This window comes from Acuticoccus kalidii, from assembly GCF_021556395.1.
Taxonomy (GTDB): domain Bacteria; phylum Pseudomonadota; class Alphaproteobacteria; order Rhizobiales; family Amorphaceae; genus Acuticoccus; species Acuticoccus kalidii.
This window is the reverse complement of record NZ_JAKGCS010000036.1, coordinates 563,970-583,688: the sequence shown is the minus strand read 5'-3', so window position 1 is coordinate 583,688 and position 19,719 is coordinate 563,970. Positions and strand designations below refer to the sequence as shown.

General features: G+C 65.7%; 15 protein-coding genes. 7 read left to right on the top strand and 8 right to left on the bottom strand.

From position 1 onward, the window contains the following. The first annotated feature begins 18 nt into the window (after nucleotides 1-18). The 4 genes from L1787_RS23715 (at nucleotide 19) to L1787_RS23700 (ending at nucleotide 6,292) form a co-directional block, all read left to right on the top strand. A complete protein-coding gene (locus L1787_RS23715) occupies nucleotides 19-1,200 on the top strand; it encodes an aminotransferase class I/II-fold pyridoxal phosphate-dependent enzyme (RefSeq protein ID WP_235711580.1) in 1,182 nt (393 codons plus the stop codon). 314 nt (nucleotides 1,201-1,514) lie between these two features. Beyond that, the gene (locus tag L1787_RS23710) at nucleotides 1,515-4,598 is read left to right on the top strand and encodes a DNA translocase FtsK 4TM domain-containing protein (RefSeq protein WP_255720780.1); all 3,084 of its coding nucleotides are present in this window, start codon (nucleotides 1,515-1,517) and stop codon (nucleotides 4,596-4,598) included. A gap of 166 nt (nucleotides 4,599-4,764) precedes the next feature. Further along, the gene (locus tag L1787_RS23705) at nucleotides 4,765-5,370 is read left to right on the top strand and encodes a LysE family translocator (RefSeq protein WP_235711578.1); all 606 of its coding nucleotides are present in this window, start codon (nucleotides 4,765-4,767) and stop codon (nucleotides 5,368-5,370) included. Between the two features lie 256 nt (nucleotides 5,371-5,626). Next, a complete protein-coding gene (locus L1787_RS23700) occupies nucleotides 5,627-6,292 on the top strand; it encodes a hypothetical protein (protein WP_235711577.1) in 666 nt (221 codons plus the stop codon). Between the two features lie 3 nt (nucleotides 6,293-6,295). Here the strand turns inward: L1787_RS23700 and L1787_RS23695 are convergent, their stop codons facing one another. From L1787_RS23695 to L1787_RS23685, 3 genes are all read right to left on the bottom strand, one after another. Then, nucleotides 6,296-7,453 (bottom strand): hypothetical protein, encoded by a 1,158-nt coding sequence (locus L1787_RS23695; RefSeq protein ID WP_235711576.1) that lies wholly within the window; start codon nucleotides 7,451-7,453, stop codon nucleotides 6,296-6,298. Then, on the bottom strand, nucleotides 7,450-8,373 hold the full coding sequence (locus tag L1787_RS23690; RefSeq protein ID WP_235711575.1) for a hypothetical protein: 924 nt from the start codon (nucleotides 8,371-8,373) through the stop codon (nucleotides 7,450-7,452). The genes L1787_RS23695 and L1787_RS23690 overlap by 4 nt, the downstream gene beginning before the upstream one ends. Before the next feature lie 113 nt (nucleotides 8,374-8,486). Further along, nucleotides 8,487-9,218, bottom strand: a complete 732-nt coding sequence (locus tag L1787_RS23685; protein WP_235711574.1) for a hypothetical protein — start codon at nucleotides 9,216-9,218, stop codon at nucleotides 8,487-8,489. Between the two features lie 502 nt (nucleotides 9,219-9,720). Here L1787_RS23685 and L1787_RS23680 point away from each other — a divergent pair. Together L1787_RS23680 and L1787_RS23675 are read left to right on the top strand one after the other, a co-directional pair. Continuing rightward, entirely contained in the window at nucleotides 9,721-10,341 is a 621-nt protein-coding gene (locus L1787_RS23680) for an outer-membrane lipoprotein carrier protein LolA (protein WP_235711573.1), read from the top strand. A 4-nt stretch (nucleotides 10,342-10,345) separates the two neighbouring features. Continuing rightward, entirely contained in the window at nucleotides 10,346-10,828 is a 483-nt protein-coding gene (locus L1787_RS23675; protein WP_235711572.1) for a universal stress protein, read from the top strand. Between the two features lie 124 nt (nucleotides 10,829-10,952). Here the strand turns inward: L1787_RS23675 and L1787_RS23670 are convergent, their stop codons facing one another. From L1787_RS23670 to L1787_RS23655, 4 genes are all read right to left on the bottom strand, one after another. Beyond that, nucleotides 10,953-11,585 (bottom strand): HD domain-containing protein, encoded by a 633-nt coding sequence (locus tag L1787_RS23670; protein WP_235711571.1) that lies wholly within the window; start codon nucleotides 11,583-11,585, stop codon nucleotides 10,953-10,955. Next, on the bottom strand, nucleotides 11,582-12,757 hold the full coding sequence (locus L1787_RS23665) for a M20 aminoacylase family protein (RefSeq protein WP_235711570.1): 1,176 nt from the start codon (nucleotides 12,755-12,757) through the stop codon (nucleotides 11,582-11,584). Before L1787_RS23665 ends, L1787_RS23670 begins: the two co-directional genes overlap by 4 nt. A gap of 139 nt (nucleotides 12,758-12,896) precedes the next feature. Beyond that, a complete protein-coding gene (locus tag L1787_RS23660) occupies nucleotides 12,897-15,182 on the bottom strand; it encodes a TRAP transporter permease (protein WP_235711569.1) in 2,286 nt (761 codons plus the stop codon). 181 nt (nucleotides 15,183-15,363) lie between these two features. Continuing rightward, nucleotides 15,364-16,368: a TAXI family TRAP transporter solute-binding subunit gene (locus L1787_RS23655; RefSeq protein WP_235711568.1), complete on the bottom strand. Its 1,005-nt coding sequence runs from the start codon at nucleotides 16,366-16,368 to the stop codon at nucleotides 15,364-15,366. Nucleotides 16,369-16,660: 292 nt separating this feature from the next. On the opposite strand from L1787_RS23655, the gene acs reads away from it, so the two are divergent. Then, nucleotides 16,661-18,613, top strand: a complete 1,953-nt coding sequence (gene acs, locus L1787_RS23650) for an acetate--CoA ligase (RefSeq protein ID WP_235711567.1) — start codon at nucleotides 16,661-16,663, stop codon at nucleotides 18,611-18,613. A gap of 42 nt (nucleotides 18,614-18,655) precedes the next feature. Here the strand turns inward: acs and L1787_RS23645 are convergent, their stop codons facing one another. Then, entirely contained in the window at nucleotides 18,656-19,381 is a 726-nt protein-coding gene (locus tag L1787_RS23645) for a septation protein A (protein ID WP_439648324.1), read from the bottom strand. Nucleotides 19,382-19,719: the final 338 nt, after the last annotated feature.

Sequence of the window (19,719 nt, the reverse complement as noted above, 5' to 3'; positions counted from 1 at the left end):
GCATCACGACTGGACCCCATGTTCTTCGCCCAATCCCCTTTCGAGCGCCTGCGCGCACTCCTTGCGGACGTGGCGCCCGGCGCCAAACCGGCCGACCTCGCCGTCGGCAATCCTCAGCATCCGCAACCCGCCTTCGTGGGTGAGGTTATCGCCCGCAATATCGCCGGGTTCGGCCCCTATCCGCCGATCGGGGGAACGGCGAATTTCCAGCGCGCCGTGCACGATTTCATCGACCGCCGCTATCGGCTCGACGGTTGGTTCCGTGAGACCGGGGCCCTCGTCCCGCTGAACGGCAGCCGCGAGGGGCTGTTCCTCGCCGCCGTATCGGCGCGGGATCTCCTGCAAAAAACCGCCCCGACGATCCTGTTCGCCAACCCATTTTATCAGACCTATATCGCCGGCGCGCACGGGATCGGGGCCGAGCCGGTGCCGATGGCGACGTCCGGCGGCATTCTTCCCGATTGGGACAGCGTGCCAGCCGGCGCGCTCGACCGGGCGATCGCCTATTATTTCGGCTCGCCCTCGAACCCCGAAGGCCACGCCGCGACACGGGAGGACTGGCACGCCGTGTTCGACCGGGCCGAGCGGCATGACTTTCTGATCTTCGCGGACGAATGCTATTCGGAGATCTATCGCGCGGACCGCCCGGCCCCCACCGGCGTCCTCGAAGCGGCACGCGAGCGGCCGGAGACCCTCCCCCGCATCGTCGTCTTCAACTCGTTGTCCAAGCGCTCGAACCTTGCCGGCATGCGGGTCGGCTATCTCGCCGGGGCGACGGCGACGGTGGCCGCCATCCGTGAGTTCCGCAATCAGGCCGGCCCGCAGGTTCCGACGCCGCTGCAGGAGGTCGCCGCCGCGGTCTATGACGACGAGGACCATGTCGTCGCCAACCGCGCCCTTTATGACGAGAAATTCGCCGACGCCGAGCGGCTGCTCGCCCCGCGGTTCGGCTCGGTCACCCCGCAGGGCGGCTTCTTCCTCTGGCTCGACGTCGAGGAAGACGACGAGGCGGCCGCCCTCCGGCTGTGGCGCGAGGCGGGCGTGCGATGCGTGCCGGGCTCCTATCTCGCGGCGACGCCGAAGGGTGGCGTCAATCCCGGCAAGGGCCGGCTTCGCCTCGCCCTCGTCGCCGACGCGGCGGTGACGCGGACCGCCCTCGCGCGGATCGCCGAAATGTTCGCGCGCGCTCCGGCCGCCTGACGGCGCCGCGGCGCGCTCCCCCTCAGATTGCAAAAACCAAAATCACGCACCCATAACGGGCAAAAGCGCGATATCCTTGCCACACTAAAGGCTTAGCGCTCGCGTCCTCGTGCGCCGATCGCCCCGGAATGTGGGGCGACCGATAAAATTGGTGCCGATCCCTTCGGCAAAAGTTACCTCGCTTTAACGCCATTCGCGCCAAACCGAAGGCGACGGGGCCTCTTCGTCTCGCGCTCGTCGCGGACGCCGCCGTGACACGGGAGACGCACCGCCGCGTCAGTCCGTGAACGATCGAGAGGTTTACCGTGAGTGTCATGCGTATGAGAGCGTTGGAGCAGCTCTTCGACGACCCGTCGGTGATGTTCGCCCGTCGGGCGACATCCACGTTGGCTGGGATTCTGCTCATCGCGCTCGCCGCCTGTCTGGGCGTCGCGCTTGCCACCTGGAACGTCTCCGATCCGAGCTTCACGCACGCGACGTCCGCCACGGTGCAGAACTGGATGGGGACGACCGGGGCGAGCTGGTCCGATCCGATCATGCAGATCTTCGGCCTCGCCGCACCGCTCCTCATCGTGCCGTTGCCGCTCTGGGGTGTCCGCCTGATCGCGGGCCGTCCGCTCGGCCTGCAGCCGAGCAAGCTCGCGGCGGGGCTCGGCGCCCTCTTCCTGGCACCCGGCTTCCTGAACGTCTTTCCCGTCACCGATGCATGGCCCCTTCCGCTCGGCCTCGGCGGCGTCGTCGGCAGTGTCTACGACTATGTGTTCGTGGATATTTTCGGCCTGACATCGGGCATCGTCCGCGGCTTCATCGGCGGTCTTCTCGGGATCGCGGCGATCGCCTGCCTGCTCCACGCCGTCGCCGCGCCGCGCCGCCGCCAGCAGCTCACCGATCTCGGCTTCCAGATCCGTCGCCAGGCTGCCCCCGTCGAAGACGAATACGGCCTCGACGAGACCGACACCTATGAGAGCGAGACGACCCGCTTCGCCGCCTTCAGGGGCGCGCTCGCCCATATGGCGCTGACGGCACGGGCGAAGCTGCGCTCGGGCGAACCTCGCCGCAAGCGCCGTCCCGCCGAAACGCCGTCGCTGCGGACCGCCCTCGCCGAAACCGGCGCGCCGATCGACAACGGCCATGACGTCTACCGCTCGCGCCGCCGCGGCGAGCCGCCCCTTGCCGAGGATCCTTACGCCCCGATCGAGCCGCCCCAGCCCTATGAGGACGACGTCGCCGACTATGACGACGACTTCGAGGACGAGGCCGTCGTCTACGAGGCGCCGCGCCGCCGCGAGCGGCAAGCTGCGCCCGTCCGCCCCGAGCCGGAGGAAATGGACGCCCCGCGCCCCCGCGCCCGCGCGCAGCGTCAGAGCGCGGAAGAGGTGGAACGGTCCGCCATCTCCTTCCAGCTTCCCTCCCGCGGCCCCGCCGCACGGCTCAGCCGGCAGAGCTTCGTCAACAAGGAAACCGGCGAGATCTTCGAGGCCGACGAGCTCGAACCGATCGACGAGGCCGAGATCTACGACGAGAGCGCCGACTATGATGGCGGCCAATGGGAAGACGAGGCCGACGAGGGCACCTATGCCGACGAAGCCGCCGCCAGTGCCGGCGCCGCGGACGACCGCTATGCCTATGACGACGGCTATGACGACGATGACGGCTACGACGATTACGAGGACGACCCCTACGCCGCCGAAGCCGCCCGCCATGCGACGCCGACCCGAGGTGCGCCGCCGCGCGAGGCCCCTCGCGCCGCGCCGCCGCAAAAGCCCCGCGTGCCGCAGCGGCCGGCCGAGCCCGCCACCCGCGTCGTGCCCGCAGCCGGAACGATGAAGCCCGGCCGGCGCGTCGTGAAGGAGGCGCAGCCGAACTTCCTCAATCAGAGCGACTACGAGTTCCCCCCGCTCGCCCTCCTCTCCGCCCCGCCGGCGGACCGCAGCGAGACCGAGTTGACGCCCGACGCGCTCGAAGCGAACGCCCGCGTTCTCGAAGGCGTCCTCGAGGATTTCGGCGTCAAGGGCTCGATCATCCACGTTCGGCCCGGCCCCGTCGTGACGCTCTACGAGCTGGAGCCGGCGCCCGGTATCAAGTCGTCCCGCGTCATCGGCCTCGCCGACGATATCGCCCGCTCGATGAGCGCGATCTCGGCCCGCGTCGCCGTCATCCCCGGCAAGAACGCCATCGGTATCGAATTGCCGAACAACAGCCGCGTCACGGTGTTCCTGCGCGAGCTCCTCGCGAGCCAGGAGTTTGAGCGCACCAAGGCGAAATTGCCGATGTGCCTCGGCAAGACGATCGGCGGCGAGGCCGTGATCGCCGACCTTGCGCGGATGCCGCATCTGCTTGTCGCCGGCACCACCGGCTCGGGCAAGTCGGTGTCGATCAACACGATGATCCTGTCGCTCCTTTATTGGCACAAGCCGGAGCAATGCCGGATCATTCTGATCGACCCGAAAATGCTCGAGCTGTCCGTCTATGACGGCATTCCCCACCTCCTGACCCCGGTCGTGACCGATCCGAAGAAGGCGGTGACGGCGCTGCGTTGGGCGGTCCGGGAGATGGAAGACCGCTATCGCAAGATGGCCAAGCTCGGCGTGCGCAATATTGACGGCTATAACAGCCGCCTCAAGGAAGCGAACCGCAATGGCGAGCCCTTGATGCGCATCGTCCAGACCGGCTTCGACAAGTCCACCGGCGAGGCGATCTTCGAGGAGGAGGTCCTCGATCTGGAGCCGATGCCTTATATCGTCGTCATCGTCGACGAGATGGCCGATCTCATGATGGTCGCCGGCAAGGACATCGAAGGCGCGATCCAGCGTCTCGCCCAGATGGCGCGCGCCGCCGGCATTCACGTCATTCTCGCGACGCAGCGTCCGTCGGTCGACGTCATCACCGGTACGATCAAGGCGAACTTCCCGACGCGCATCTCCTTCGCCGTCACCTCAAAGATCGACTCCCGCACGATCCTCGGCGAGATGGGTGCCGAGCAGCTCCTCGGCATGGGCGACATGCTCTACATGGCCGGCGGCGGCCGCATTCAGCGCGTCCACGGCCCGTTCGTGGCCGACGAGGAGGTCGAGGACGTCGTCTCCCACCTCAAGCTCCAGGGCGTGCCGGAATATCTCGGCGCCGTCCTCGAGGACGACGATGAAGAGGAGCAGGGCGGCGGCTCGTCCTCCGGCATCGACGCCCTCTCCGAGAGTGACGACCTTTATGACCGCGCCGTCGCGCTCGTCCTGCGCGACCGCAAGGCCTCGACAAGTTACATCCAGCGCCGCCTGTCGATCGGCTACAACCGCGCCGCGACGCTCATCGAGCGGATGGAGAATGAAGGCGTGGTGAGCCCGGCAAACCATGCCGGCAAGCGCGACATCCTGGTGCCGGCCGAGGACGAGGTCGCCTGACCGTCCCGCACCAGAGGCCGCAAGCGCGAAGGGGGGACCGTCCGGTCTCCCCTTTTCTTTTGGGCCGATCGGCTCCCGGAAGGACGGACGGCCATGACAAGCGGCGCGTTCGAGGCCATGCTGTGCCGACCGCTTCGGACGAGAGCGGCCGAGACAGGATACCCGCATGAGCCTCGACTATCTGCTGACGGCGCTGATCGTCTGCCTCGCGCCCGGAATTGGCGTCGTCTACACCCTCTCCGCGACGATGGGGGGCGGTTTTCGCGCCGGCTTCTGGGCCGCCACCGGCTGTACGATCGCAACCTTCCTGCACATGCTCGTCGCCCTCGCCGGGCTGGCGGCGATCCTCCACACGAGCGCCGTCCTCTTCCAGGCGATCAAATTCGCCGGCGTCGCCTATCTCGTGTGGATGGCCTGGGCGGTCCTCAAGGATCGCGGCGGTCTCTTTGCGAAGGCGCGCGAGCCGGAACCCGCGCCGCGTCTCATTCGCCGCGGCATACTCCTCAACATCCTGAACCCCAAGCTGCCCCTCTTCTTCGTGGCGTTCATCCCGCAATTCACCCCCGCCGGCAGTGGAGCGGCAAGGCTCGCCGAGCTCGGCCTCGCCTTCACGGCGACGACCTTCCTCGTCTTCGTGGGCTATGCCGCCCTCGCCGCGACCGGGCGTCAGCGCCTCCTCGCGAGCGAGACCATGATGCGGTGGCTGCGTCGCCTGTTCGCCGCATCGTTTGCCGGGCTGGGGCTGAAGCTCGCCGGAGAGAGCGCGCGCTAACAGGCGCACTCTCGGGCGGGCGCCCTCCCCTCGCCGTAAATCGCGGCCTCCGCCCGCCGGCTTTTGCTCTCGGCATCGTCTACCGCATTGATTTTATTCGCGCCCCGATCGCGTGCCGGGCCGATTGGCCCATCGCCGCGGGGCAACTCGAACCGTTGGCATTCCACGACAGTCTTCCGCAGCGATTACTTCACACGACGAACAAATTTTCGTATATTCACGCCACATATTTTCATGACACGGGGAATTACACGCCGTGATATTGCAAAAGAAATTATATCAGGCGGCCATCGCCCTTCTCGTGCTGGTCAGCCCGGTTATGGCGCAGGATATCCGAAGCCGGGCCGAAGAATTAAAGATCTGGCGCGAGCAATGCAGCGATTCCGACGGTGATCTGCGTCAGGCCTACATCGAGGAGGCGCTCGCGACAAATGACGTTGCGATTGCCCGAATCTGCATCCGCAGTTCTCTGGAGAGCACGGACGCCGATATCCGTAACCTCGGCCTGCGGGCTAGTCTCACGGCCGTCGATCGTCTGCTCTTTATCGTGGAGCCGAGCGCGAAACTGAAAGATCCGTTGGCGCGGTCCGAGCGCGAGCGCGATGCCTTGAAGGATGTCACGCGAACCCCAGAAATGAAGATGTGGAACGCCTTCGAGAAAGGGATCGTCTTCGTCGTGGATCAGGCGGACGTGACCCGTGGCACCTCGACTTGGTTCCCGCTCGTCGGCCTCACCGAGCCCCATGCCGGCATCAAGGGGGAAGCCACGATCGTCGGCGATAACATTACCTGGGTGGGCGACGTCTACTCGATCGGCGCATGTATCATGCCCCTTAGGATCGCCGAGGGCGATGCGCAGCTCACGGGAACGATCAAGTGCGGCACCGCCGAGCCGTTCCCCGTCACCGCCCAGCTCCTTTGAGGTTCAACGCAGTCTGAGCCGGCTCAACCCGATCACGCTGCGCCCGCTGATGCGAACACGAATCTGCCGTGGTCCTCTGAGGTCGAGGGCGCAGCCGGCCTGTTCGGGCAGCGTCGCCACGGTCTCACAATCCCGATGCACCGACCAATTGTCGCTCGGCCGGGCCCTCTGCTCAACGACGAACGGCAACGGAGCCTCCCCGCAACCTGGCGCTTGCTCTACGGTGAGATCCCGAGCCGCGTTCCCCGCTTCGAGCGCGAGGTAGAGCGACACCGACCGCTCACCGCCCCGCGGCGCCAGTCGCCAGCACGTGTCGGGGTCATCGAGCGAGCTCGGCCCGACCACCGGGGCGAGGACCATGCCGTCGAAGCCTGCGACTTGAAACGCCACCGGTCGTGCCGCATGGGTGATCTCGTACGCTTCGACCAACTCGAACGCGCTGCGGATGAAGTCGAATCGCAGCGCAATCACGTAGCTTTTGACCTTCGGCACCTGGAGCACCATCGCGAATGGCTCAAGGCTGGCCGGCCCGCTGCCGATCGACGCTTTCACTTGCACCACCGAGCCACTCAACCCTTTTAAGAAATAGCGTTCGGCGTCCTCGGGATCGGCTGCGCTCAAATTCACCAATCCCTTTGCCTTCACTCGCGTGGTGGATGCCCCATCGACGGCCGCGATATTCTCGATTTCAATCGGCCGCTGGATTCCGGCCCCCTCGATGCGAAGCTGGATGGGGCGGAAGTGGGTCTCGACAAACGAATTCACGACGAGGTCGTCCCTGGCCGAGCGCATCATCGCCCCCCAGGCAGAAGAAGGCGGACCGAGGCGGGACAGACACCGACCGGTCCCCGACCGCCCTTCACCGGCCACCGGAGCGAAGGCGAGATCGCTGGTGCCGCCGGCTGCCGCCACAGCACCGGGAACGTCCTCGACGGCAATCGCCGGCCCGGCTTCGCCGCCGATCCCGTCGGCAAAGTACACGAAGCTCTTTTCTGAACCGGCAACGTGTTCCGGCAACGCAATCCAGCACTGACCTCCGGCGCGCGGCGAGCCGAACAGCCACCCGTGCCCAACCGCCTCCCCCGCCCTCACGAACACGGGTTCTGCGGCTGCGCGCCCGAGCGTGCCGACGAGGATGAGAAGGACGAGAACAAACCTCATGACGGTCCCCTCTTCGGGCCGGGCCTGCATCCATTGCGTTTGCGGTCTTCGTCCGTCGGCAACAACGCCAGTCCAGTGCCCACGGTCTGGATCGTGAGCACCATGATCAGAAGCCCGGTGGAGATCCAGGCGAGGCTCGGGTCGCTGAACAGCCATCGGAACAGCCCGATTTCGAGGTGCTCATACTGCCGCTCACTCTGCCCGGGCCGGAAGATGTAAAGGTCCGACGTGTCGGTCGTCGCGGAGATCCTGAACCCGTCATCTTCGACGAAGACGACGCCATACCAAGGCGCCCCGCCCTCGAGGCTCCCGTCGACGGTCGAGGTGATCCGGCTGCCGCTCGGGATCATGATCGGCTCGCCCGTGATGGGAAAAATCGCGCTGCTGCTGAGCGTCGCCCGTCCGAAGACCGATACCTCGCCGCGCAGAAGGAGCGACGCTTGCGGCGCCCCGTCTGCACTTTGCGCGATCGGAACGCCGATCTCGAGGCCGACCTCGGTCGGCCCTGCAATCGGAAGCGGCTGCGCCACGGACAGACTGGAACGCTCCATCTCGAAGGCGCTCCGCGCGGGCAGAACGCAGGTGTGTTCGTTCCTCTCAGCATCGAACCAGATCAGGCGCACTTCGCCAGTTCCACTCGCTTCGCCCGTCGGTCCCGCGGCCGGCTTCGGCTCGACGGTGACCGAAATCCGGTCCGACCTCCATCGATAAACGAGGATCGAGCCGGTCGGGACATCGAGGACGCCGGTGATGCGGTCCCCATCCCTCGCCGCCTCGCCGCATGCGCCGTTGCCCCGCATCCGGGCGGCATTGAGCGGGATCGCCGCGGCCCCATTGCGGACAACGGCCTGTTTCACCAGATGCGCGGTCACGTCGAGCACGACCAGTGCTTTGATGCCCCGCGTCTGAACCCAGATCATGCCTGCGATCATCAGGGCGATACTGATGAGCGAAAGAGTGCACGCGAGCCAGAAACGTGACCACTGTCTCATTGCCGGATCTCAGCTGTTCCCGCTGCCATCGAAGCGCGGTGTCAGGGCAAAAAAACCTTGTAAGTGTACGTCGTTTCGCCAAACCCATCGTCGAAAATCAAAGCAAGGTCGGCTGCGCCGAGACCGTCCGGCGCGCCGTCCAGCGGCAACTCGCACGTGAGATCGAAGGCGATCAGCGACCCGCCGCCGGCGCGGTCGCATTCGGCGCTGGCAATCGGTTCGCCGCCAGCGATCCCGCGCAGCTCGGCTGATCCCGACATCGCGCGCCCGTTGACGGTGACGACCAGATTGCCGCCCACCGCGCCGGGCTCAGCGACCGAAGGCAGGTGGACCGCCCCGCTCGGCGAGCACGTCTCGTCTCGGGTGGCAAACGCGCGCACGGCATAGGTGGCTGGATCATATTGCTCCAGCTGCTGCCGCATCGTTCCCTGTAGCTCGGTGATCGGCCGCACCTGAACGAGCGCGGCATCGGGGTTGCTCCCCGTCACCTCGTACCGGGCGTGGCCGTTATAGCGGCCATCCTGTGTGGTCGTTTCCAGGCAGATCCATTCGTCGAACGAAGGCGGGCGGATGAGCAAGACATGATCGAGCTGCAGCGTGCCCGCGGCGCCCCCCAGACGGAGGCCGACGAGGGGAGAACCCGCGGCCACATCAGCGGCCGGATCATAGCTCTCCACCAAATTTCCGACGCGTGTCGCCTCGGCGATCACCACCGTCTGCGCCGCCAGAGGCGAAGCGCTCAGCAATCCAAGAAACAAAATAACCCACCGCATCGCAATATCTCCGACCGTGGAATGTCCGAATATAACACGCTTTCGCTCAGATCCCAGCACTGTCGCCTCGTCGACATGCCGCCGGGCCGCATCGTGAGAGGTGCCGATCACCCTCCACGGCCCAGCCTCGTGTGCGCGTTCGTCGAGGCACCTTTCGAGAGGCGCACCGGCGGCGCCGCGGCACCACCTTCGCCCCGCTCGCTTGGCGTTGGGCCAGCCGGCGGCGCCTCCGATGGTCGACGGTCCATTGCGAAATCTTGTCCGAGCATGGGGATGACGCCGCCGAGATGGCCGCGCGATCGCGTCCTCGCCCGCTATAAACGCCGCATCCTCTTGGCAGGCGCGCGCGAGGGACCAAGTGTTCCGATGCAGCCCTGGGGCGGGTGACAAGCGGCCAAGGCGCGGAAGAATTGGTTGCTTCCGCCATGCCGACTATGATCATTCATGAGGCAGACAGGCCAAACCCCTCAAAGGGTCGCCCGACCCAACCTGGAGGACAGCCATGACCCTTTTCGCCCGTACCATGCTCGCGGTGGCCATCGCAGCCGCCCCCGTGACCTGGATCGCGACGACGACGACCCCCGCCATTGCGGCCACCGATACGGCGCTTGCGGAAATCAACCAGTATTTCAACTCGATCAAGACGATGCGGGGCGAGTTCGTCCAGTTCGGGCCCGACGGACAGCGCACCCAAGGCCGTTTCGCGATCTCGCGTCCCGGCAAAGTCCGCTTCTTCTACGACGCCCCGTCGACGCTCGACATCATCGCCGACGGCAAGTCCGTCGCCGTGCGCGATCGCAAGCTCGCCACACAGGACATCTGGCCCCTTCAGCGCACGCCGCTGCGCTTCCTCCTCGACAACACGATCGACCTCACCTCCGACGCGAAGGTGACGAATGTCGACGTGCAGCCGGACATCATCTCGATCACCATCGAAGAATCGACTGCGTTCGGCGACGGCTCCCTCACCCTCCTCTTCGACGCCGGCAGCAAGGAGTTGAAGCAGTGGAATGTGGTCGACGGAAAGGGACAGGAGACGAGCGTTTCGATCTACAATGTCGCGACCGGCGTGTCCGTCGATCAGGATCTGTTCGACATCGACTACACCCGCATCCTCGAGTAGCGACGTGATCCGAGACATTCGCCCGACCCAGCGCAAATTCCTCGTCGTCGTCGACGACACGCCGGAGTGTGAGCGCGCGCTCCTCTACGCCGCCAAACGCGCGACGAACACCGGCGCGGGCGTCGTGGCGCTCTGCGTCGCGGCGACGAGCGAGTTCCAGCACTGGCTCGGGGTGGAAAATCTGATGCGCGAAGAGGCCGAGCAGGAGGCCGAGGAGATGCTCGATCGCGCCCTCGGCAGGCTCGCCAACCAGCTTCCGTGCGAGCCGGAACGGCGCATCGTGATCGGCAACCGCGTCGACGGGATCCGTCAGGTGATCGCGGACGACCCGTCCATCGTGATCCTGGTCCTCGCCGCCGCCTCGGGGACCGAAGGGCCCGGCCCGCTGGTCAGCGCCATCGCCGGCGGTCAGGCGGGCGCCTACCCGATCCCGATCACCATCGTTCCCGGCGAACTCACCGACGAAGAGATCGACGCGATCTCCTAACGGCCCCGACGGCCCGTCCGCGTTCGGCGCGCGTCTTGCGCCCCGTCCCGAATGGGGCGGGCGCCGGCGCGGTCCGGCGACGTCACGGCGCGAAGGTCGCCGCGCCGCCCAGAACGCGGCAATGTTATGCCGGCTCGCTCGCGCGGCGTTCGGCGACGGAGCGGTCGAGCAGCGGCCGGCGCACGCCGAGCGCGATCACCTGCTGCTGATAGGGCTCGCGACTGAACACCTCGTCGACCATCGGGCGAAAGAAGTCGACCGGCAGGCTCTGATAGTCGGGGTCGAAACTCGCCTGGTCCCAGCGCTCGCAGAACTGGACCGCGTCGTCGAAGAAGGGATGGCCTTCGTGACGGCGATGCACCTCGCGATTGCCGCCGAAATGGTGCGCATAATAATAGCGCTGAAAGAGGCCGTGATTGGCCACCACCCAGGTGCATTGATCGCGCAGATAAGGCCGCAGGATCGCTGCGGCGAACTCGTCGTGATTATAGGGCGCATAGAGGTCGCCGACATCGTGGAGGAGCGCGGCGACCACCCAATCGAGATCCGCCCCGTCCCGCCAAGCGCGCGTCGCCGATTGGACCGAGTGCTCGTAGCGGGAGACCTTGTAGGCCGAATCCACCGTATCGAGCGCGTGCAGCGCGTCGAGAAGGCGGGAGCCGACAGCACGGGCGACATCGCGCTCGTGCTGTTCGAGGATCATGTAGTCGTCGCGGTCGCCATCGACCATACGCGTGAACTTGACGATATCACTCATGTTGTTCGCGGCAACGCGGTCTCGACCAGCGTTGTCCAATAGGAGCATCCCACCGGGATCAGCTCGTCGTTGAAATCATAGGCGTCGTTGTGGAGGTTCGCGACATCCTCACCGACACCCGCGAAAATGAACGCGCCGGGCCGTTCGTTCAGCATGAACGAGAAATCCTCGCCGCCCATCGTCGGCACGACGTCCCTGTCGACATTGGCCTCGCCCACCACCTTGGCGGCGATGTCGCCGGCGAACGCCGCCTCGGCCTCGTCGTTGGCGGTCACCGGATAGTCGCGGCTATATTTCAGGCTCGCCTTGACGCCATAGGCGGCGCCCACCTGCGATACGATGGCCGAGAACCGCTCCTCGACGAGATCGCGCATCTCGTCCGACAAGGTGCGCACCGTGCCGCGCAGCTCCGCCGTCTCGGGGATGATGTTGTCGGCGGTGCCGGCATGGAACATCGTCACCGAGAGGACGGCGGCTTCGAGCGGGTCGGCATTGCGGGAGACGACGGTCTGCGCTGCCGCAACGATCGCCGAGCCCGCGACGATCGGATCGTGCGAGACGTGCGGGCGCGCGGCGTGACCGCCGAGCCCCTCGATCGAAACGGTGAAGCGGTCCGCCGCCGCCATCAGCGAGCCCGGCCGGAGCGCGAACATGCCGACCGGAAGGCCCGGCATGTTGTGCATCCCAAAGACCCGCTGAATGCCGAACCGGGTGAGAAGCCCGTCATCGATCATCGCCTTGGCGCCCGCCCCGCCCTCTTCGGCCGGTTGGAAGACGACGATCACCGTGCCGTCGAAATTGCGGGTCTCGGCGAGATACTGGCTCGCGCCGAGGAGCATCGCCGTATGGCCGTCATGGCCGCAGGCGTGCATCTTGCCGGGTGCCTTGGAGGCCCAGGGCTTGCCGGTCTTCTCGAGGATCGGTAGCGCGTCCATGTCGGCCCGCAGCGCGATGACCTTGCCCGACCCGGTGTCGCGCCCCTTGATGACGCCGACGACGCCGGTCTTGCCGAGCCCGGTCACGACCTCGTCGAGACCGAAGCCGGTGAGCTTGTCGGCGACGACACCCGCCGTGCGATTGACGTCGTAGAGAAGCTCCGGGTTCTCGTGCAGATCACGCCGCCAGGAGGTGATTTCCTCGGCGAGATCGTGAAAGCGGTTAACGATCGGCATCGCTGTCTCCAAAGGACTGGGATTGTTCAATCATAAGATTGTGGTCCCGGCTAGACCACTTTTCTGGTCCAGCCGGTTCAATCCTCAGATCCTACTTGGAAGACGTCGAAAAAACTGACGATCTAGCGCAACACTCCCCTCATGTCGTGACGGCCGGTTCGGCCCGCCGCGACCAGATCGCGTTGAGCGCGAGAATGGCGACGACGAACAGCGCCGCCGCCAGGTTGAGCAGCCACGCGCCCGGATAGATCAGCGCGACACCGCCCGCCGCGAGGCCGGCGCGGGCGTAGATCGGCAACGGCGCCTCGAACGCCCCGTCGATCGCCGTGCCGAGCGCCGCGACCCCGAGAAGTGCGACGATGAAGAGCAGACCGACCTCCAACGGCGTCCCGGTGAGGAACGGCGTGTAGGCGAACATCACCGGCATCAGATAGAGCCCCTTCGACAGACGCCAGGCGACGAGGCCGGTCGACATTGGCGGCGTCTTCGCGATCGCCGCCGCCGCGAAGGCGGTGAGACAGACCGGCGGCGTCACGTTGCTGTCCTGACTGAGCCAGAAGATGATCATGTGCGCCGACAGGAGCGCGCCGGTGATCAGCGCCGGATCGAGCTCGCCCCGGGCCGCTTGATAGATCTGGTCGAGGATCTCGGGCGGCAACTTGGCGTAGAGGGTCGCCGCGTCGGGTTCGCTCATCGGCGCGGAGAGCGCCATCAGAGACGATGGATCGGCGAGCAGGAAGAACGGCCGGATCGCCTCGTCGACCGTACCGGCCACCATCGAGGCGATGGTCGCCGCGTCGATCGCCGCGGCGGGCATCGCGTTCGCCAGGATGAGCTGCTGGAGCGCCGGGGCCGACAGCGTCGCGAGGACGATATAGGCCGCCGTCACCGGAAGCCCCATGCCGAGCACCAGCGAGGCGAGCGCGATGAGGACGACGGCGATCAGGAGATTGCCCCCGGCCCACTCCGAGATCATCAGCGAGAAGGTGTTGCCGATCCCGGTCATCGCGATCACGTTGACGATGAGGCCGACGGTGATGAGGAGCACCGCCGTCGTGATCATGTTCGAGGCGCCGAGCACCATGGCCTCGAAGATGCCGCGCAGCCCCATCCGGTTCGGCGTGATCCATGATGAGACGATCACCGCGAGAATCGCGTAGCCCGCCGCATAAGTGGGCGTGAATCCATAGACCAGAAGGCCGACGAGGACGACGATCGGGATGAGGAAGGACGGCCCGCCCCGCTTCATCACCTCCCAGACGCGTTCGCTCTCGGTCCCGCCGACGACGCCGGAGCGCTTCGCCTCGATGCGCACGAACATCGCCACCGAGGCGAAATAGACGATGGCCGGAAGGAGCGCGACGGCAACGATGTCGAGATAGGAGATCTGCGTGTAGCTCGCCATCACGAAGGCGCCCGCCCCCATGATCGGCGGCATCAGCTGCCCGCCGGTCGAGGCGGCCGCCTCCACGCCGGCGGCGAATTTCGGCGGAAAGCCGGAGCGCTTCATCAAGGGGATGGTGATGACGCCGGTCGACACGGTGTTGGCGATCGCCGAGCCGGAGATCGTCCCCGTGAGGCCCGAGGCGAGGACGGCGACGAAGCCCGGCCCGCCGGTGAAGCGGCCGGCCGCCGCGCGCGCGAGATCGACGATGAAGTCCCCGGCCCCCGAGCGCAGGAGGAAGGCGCCGAAGAGAATGAACATGAAGACATAAGTCGCCGAGATCTGACCGATCGTGCCGAACATGCCCTCGTCGGAGAAGATCGACCGGAACGTCACCGTCTCGACCGAGAGGCCGGCGAAGCGGAAGACGCCGGGAATCTCGCTGCCCCAAAACGTCGGATAGCTGAGCGCGATGACGATGAGGATCGGGATGATCCAGCCGGTCGTGCGCCGCGTCAGTTCGAGCGCGCCGATGATGACGAGGCCGGCCATCACCCATTCGTGCAGAGCGAGCGTGACGCCGCGATCATAGATCGCGTTCTCGCTCGCAACGAGCGCCAGCGCCGAGGCGGCGACGAGAAGGCCAAACACGATATCGCCGACGAGGACGAACTTTGCCCCGCGCGCCGTCTTCGTCTGAATGAAGGGAAAGCGGAGCGCACAGAGAACGGCGAAGCCCGCGAAGTGGACGGAGCACAGGGTCAACGTCGACAGCGTCGCGAGATCGCCGAACCAGCGTCCGAGCGCGATGAGGCTGTCGCCGAGAACCGGCAGATCCTCGCCGACGGCGACGAGGCCGCGTTCCAAGGGTGTGCCGAGCGCATTGGCGAGGATGTGGAAGAGCGAGACGAGGACCGCGAAGGCATAGAACGCCCAATCGAGCCCGCCGCCGGGTGTGAAACGCCTGACGCCGGGCGGATCGACGCCCTCGCCGGAGATGTCGGCGGCTCGTTCTTCCGCCTCGCGGTTCGCATCCGTCACAGCTTCGCTCCGATCATCGGCGCCTCATGGATCTCGTCGTTATCGGGAAATGAGAAATGGGCGCGAGGCCCCGGCGTCCCCTTGGGAAACGCCGAAAGGTCATCGCGCCCATAATGCCCGGCCATTCGGCCGATGCGTGCCGGTGAAGGCGGCCCGCCTCCATCGTGCGCGGGGTTCGCGCTTACTTCAGCCGATCGGGAATGTTGACGCCGGCTTCCTCGAAATAGCGCAGCGCGCCGGGATGCAGCTTGAGCGGCAGACCCGCGATCGCCGTCTCGAGGCTCATCGCCTTCGTCGCCGGATGGATCGACTGCAGGAAGGGCAGGTTCTCGAACATCGTCTTCGTGATCTTGTAGACGTCGTCCTCGGAGACGGAGGCGTCGACCGCAAGGAAGTTCGGCTGCGCGATCGTCACGACGTCCTTGTCGAGGCTCGGATACATGCCGGCCGGGACGGTGTAGGCGGTCCACAGCTCGTCGAACTCGCCGTTCGCCTTTTGAATCTGCTCGTCGTCGAAGGCGAGGAGCGTGATCTGGTCGCCCATGTTGGCGAAGGCGGAGGAGACGGCGGAGACGGGCGCGCCGGCGGGCGTCGACATGCCGTCGATCTGGCCGTTCTGGAGCGCGTCGGCGGACGGGCCGTAGCCCATATAAGCGAGGTCGAAATCCTCATCCATGTTCATGCCGAGATTGTTCAGGATCGTCCGGTTCGAGCCGAGCGTTCCCGAATTCTGCGCGCCCATCGACACGGTCTTGCCCTTCAGATTCGCCATGTCGGCGATCGAGCCGGTGTCGACGAAATTGGAGCGGACGACGAAATGCTCGACATTGGGCCAGAGCATCGTCACCGAGCGCAGATTTTCCTGCGGCCCCTGGCTCTCATACGGCCCGGTGCCGGTGGCGGCATAGGCGCCGTAAAGCCCCTGGAGAATGCCGAATTGCGCTTCGCCGTTGCGGATCAGCGCGACATTCTCGCCCGACCCGGCCGAGTTGATCGCGCTCATGTTGATGTTGTCGCTTGGCTGGAGCTTCACCTTGACCACGGTCGCGATGGCGACGCCGACCGGATAATAGGTGCCGCCGGTCGACGCGGTCGCGAGGAGATAGTCCTCCGCGCGGACGTCGGAGGGCGCCGCGAGAACGGCGGCGCCGAGCGCCAATGCGCAGACTGATGTGAAGAGCTTCATGCGATCTCCCTCATGTTCTGTTCGGTCGTTGAATCCGACCTTTCGTCGTTAATCTTTAACCGCAATCTAACGTCCCTGAGAAGCGATTGACGCAATTCTTCGGCGACGCGCGGACTTATGGACGCGCCTGCCATGACCCGATATCGCTATTTGCAAGGACGGCCGTGCGAGCGGCCTCCACGGAACGGCGTGGCGAAAACATGGTCGTGGACACCGTCAGCCGCACGTCCCGGCCGCCTCGGGCGGCAAGAGTTTGATAAGGCGAACCACGACGAAACGGCGAGGACACGCTATGACCGACATATTCGCGGTCCCCTCGAACATCGCATCGGCCGCTCACATCAACGCGGAGACCTACGAGCGGAAATATGCCGCCTCCGTAGCGGATCCCGACGCGTTCTGGGGTGAGGAAGGCAAGCGGATCGATTGGATCAAGCCCTATACGAGGGTGAAGAACACGTCGTTCGATTATCCGAACGTCGACATCCGCTGGTATGAGGACGGCACGCTGAACGCGTGCGTCAACTGCGTCGACCGGCATCTTGCGACCCGCGCCGATCAGACGGCGATCATCTGGGAACAGGACGACCCGGACGCGCCGGCCAAGCACATCACGTATCGCGAGCTCTACGAGGAGGTTTGCAAGTTCGCGAACGTCCTCAAATCGCTCGGCGTCAAGCGCGGTGATCGGGTGATCATCTACCTGCCGATGATCCCCGAGGCGGCTTACGCGATGCTCGCCTGCGCGCGGATCGGGGCGATCCACTCGGTGGTGTTCGCCGGCTTCTCGGCCGACAGCCTCGCCAACCGCATCAACGACTGCGAGGCGACGCTCCTCATCACCGCCGACGGCGCCCCGCGCGGCGGCCGCACGACCAACCTCAAGGACAACGCCAACCAGGCGCTCCTGATGTGCGACGAAACGGTCAAATGCCTCGTCGTCAAGCGGACGGGAAAGCAGGTCGCCTGGCGTTCGCAGAACGACTTCTGGCTTCACGAGCAAGCGGCGGACGTCGCGGCCGAATGCCCGCCGGAGGAGATGAAGGCGGAGGATCCCCTCTTTATTCTCTACACGTCCGGCTCGACCGGGCGGCCGAAGGGCGTCGTCCACACCACCGGCGGCTACATGGTCTATGCCGCGATGACCCACATGCTCACCTTCGACTACCAGGAGGGCGAGGTCTATTGGTGCACGGCGGACGTCGGCTGGGTGACGGGCCACACTTATATCGTCTACGGCCCGCTCGCGAACGGCGCGATCAGCCTCATGTTCGAGGGCGTTCCGACCTATCCCGACGCCGGCCGGTTCTGGGCCGTGTGTGACAAGCACAAGGTCGCCACCTTCTACACCGCCCCCACCGCGATCCGCGCTTTGATGGGCAAGGGCGAGGAACCGGTGAAGAAGCACGACCTCTCTTCGCTGCGCATTCTCGGCACGGTCGGCGAGCCGATCAATCCGGAAGCCTGGCGCTGGTATTATGAGGTCGTGGGCGACAAGCGCTGCCCCGTCGTCGACACGTGGTGGCAGACGGAGACCGGCGGGCACCTGATCACCCCCCTCCCCGGCGCGACACCGACGAAGCCCGGCTCGGCGACGACGCCGTTTTTCGGCATCCAGCCCGCCGTCCTCGATCCGGCGACGGGTGAGGAGAAAGATGGGGCGAGCGAAGGCGTCCTCGTCATCAAGGACTCATGGCCCGGCCAGATGCGCACCGTCTGGGGCGATCATCAGCGCTTCATGGACACCTACTTCCAGCAGTATAAAGGCACCTATTTCACCGGCGACGGCTGCCGGCGCGACGGGGACGGGTACTATTGGATCACCGGCCGCGTCGACGACGTGCTCAACGTCTCCGGCCACCGCATGGGGACGGCCGAGATCGAATCGGCGCTCGTCGCCCATGCCGCCGTCAGCGAGGCCGCCGTCGTCGGCTATCCGCACGACATCAAAGGTCAGGGCATCTATTGCTATGTGACGCTGATGTCGGACCGGGAGCCGACCGAAGCGCTGCGCAAGGAGCTGTCCGACTGGGTCCGCCAGGAGATCGGCCCGATCGCGAAGCCCGACCTCATCCAATGGGCGCCGGGCCTGCCGAAGACACGGTCGGGCAAGATCATGCGCCGCATCCTGCGCAAGATCGCCGAGGACGATTTTGGCGCGCTCGGCGACACCTCGACGCTCGCCGAGCCGGCGGTGGTCGAGGATCTGATCGCCAACCGTCAGAACCGGAAGACGACGGCCTGAGGCGCGCGCGGCCGGGTCACTGCACCCGGCCGCGTCACCTGCCTAATTTTGAGGCAGAGCGTGACGCTGGATCAGCGGAAGCTGGCACAGCGTGAAGATAATGGTGATCGGCATCGTCCCGAACACCTTGAACGTGACCCACGTATCGGTGGAAAAATTCCGCCACACCACCTCGTTGAGGACGGCGAGGAAGACGAAGAACAGCCCCCACCGCAGCGTCAGTTTGCGCCATCCCTCCTCGTCGAGGTCGAAGACGCCGGAAAAGACGATCCCGAGAAGCGGCTTCTTCAGGATGAAGAGCCCGCCGAGCAGCGTCGCCGCGAAGATGAGGTTCACGATCGTCGGCTTCAGCTTGATGAACAATTCGTCCTGCAGATAGAGCGTCAGCCCGCCGAACACGACGACGATGATCCCCGAAATGAGCGGCATGACCGGCACGCGCCGATAGAGCGCGAAGGAGACCGAGAGCGCCAGGACCGTCGCCACCATGAAGGCGCCCGTCGCGGCCATGATCGCGACGTCCTTGTCGGCGACCCCTTCGAGGACGCCGAATGATTTGAGATCCCAGTTTCCGCCCCGCGCGTTGACGAAAAAGAAGACGAGGAGCGGCCCGAGTTCCAAAATGAGCTTCAGAACGCCCGGTTCCCGCTTTCGCCCATCCGTTTCAGCCATGCATTCGCCTCGATCGCTTTGAGATTTTTCGCAGTGGTCGGCCCCGTCGCGGCCGCTCGGCCACGGCGCGCCACGCGTTCCGATCGGGTGGCGGATCCGGTGCGCCAGCGGGCTCCGACGTGTCCGACTTAACGCATTCCGCAACGATTTTGTACAGGACGGCACCCCTGAAGCCGCCCGCCCGGTCGCAAAGCCCGGTCGAAGGTGCGACGATATCGCTCGATCGCGTCATTCCGACACGCACTGAATCCATTCGGGCGTTGAGGTAACGGCGATACTCGATCACATATAAAGACGACCCGCCGGACACGGAAAAGGCCCGCTGCTTCGCCAAGGAAGCGCCACCTTTTTCCTGTCGGTAGGCCGCGCATGACCGATCCCGCCTCTGCCCACCCGAGACGGCATCGCTCATGCGCCGGGGAATTGGACCTATA

What these genes read in the sequence shown, in the direction of transcription:
- acs (WP_235711567.1), top strand. Translation starts at nt 16,661, where the DNA reads ATGACCGACATATTCGCGGTCCCCTCGAACATCGCATCGGCCGCTCAC.
- L1787_RS23690 (WP_235711575.1), bottom strand. Translation starts at nt 8,373, where the DNA reads ATGATCTGGGTTCAGACGCGGGGCATCAAAGCACTGGTCGTGCTCGAC.
- L1787_RS23715 (WP_235711580.1), top strand. Translation starts at nt 19, where the DNA reads ATGTTCTTCGCCCAATCCCCTTTCGAGCGCCTGCGCGCACTCCTTGCG.
- L1787_RS23705 (WP_235711578.1), top strand. Translation starts at nt 4,765, where the DNA reads ATGAGCCTCGACTATCTGCTGACGGCGCTGATCGTCTGCCTCGCGCCC.
- L1787_RS23710 (WP_255720780.1), top strand. Translation starts at nt 1,515, where the DNA reads ATGCGTATGAGAGCGTTGGAGCAGCTCTTCGACGACCCGTCGGTGATG.
- L1787_RS23680 (WP_235711573.1), top strand. Translation starts at nt 9,721, where the DNA reads ATGACCCTTTTCGCCCGTACCATGCTCGCGGTGGCCATCGCAGCCGCC.
- L1787_RS23655 (WP_235711568.1), bottom strand. Translation starts at nt 16,368, where the DNA reads ATGAAGCTCTTCACATCAGTCTGCGCATTGGCGCTCGGCGCCGCCGTT.
- L1787_RS23665 (WP_235711570.1), bottom strand. Translation starts at nt 12,757, where the DNA reads ATGCCGATCGTTAACCGCTTTCACGATCTCGCCGAGGAAATCACCTCC.
- L1787_RS23685 (WP_235711574.1), bottom strand. Translation starts at nt 9,218, where the DNA reads ATGCGGTGGGTTATTTTGTTTCTTGGATTGCTGAGCGCTTCGCCTCTG.
- L1787_RS23695 (WP_235711576.1), bottom strand. Translation starts at nt 7,453, where the DNA reads ATGAGGTTTGTTCTCGTCCTTCTCATCCTCGTCGGCACGCTCGGGCGC.
- L1787_RS23670 (WP_235711571.1), bottom strand. Translation starts at nt 11,585, where the DNA reads ATGAGTGATATCGTCAAGTTCACGCGTATGGTCGATGGCGACCGCGAC.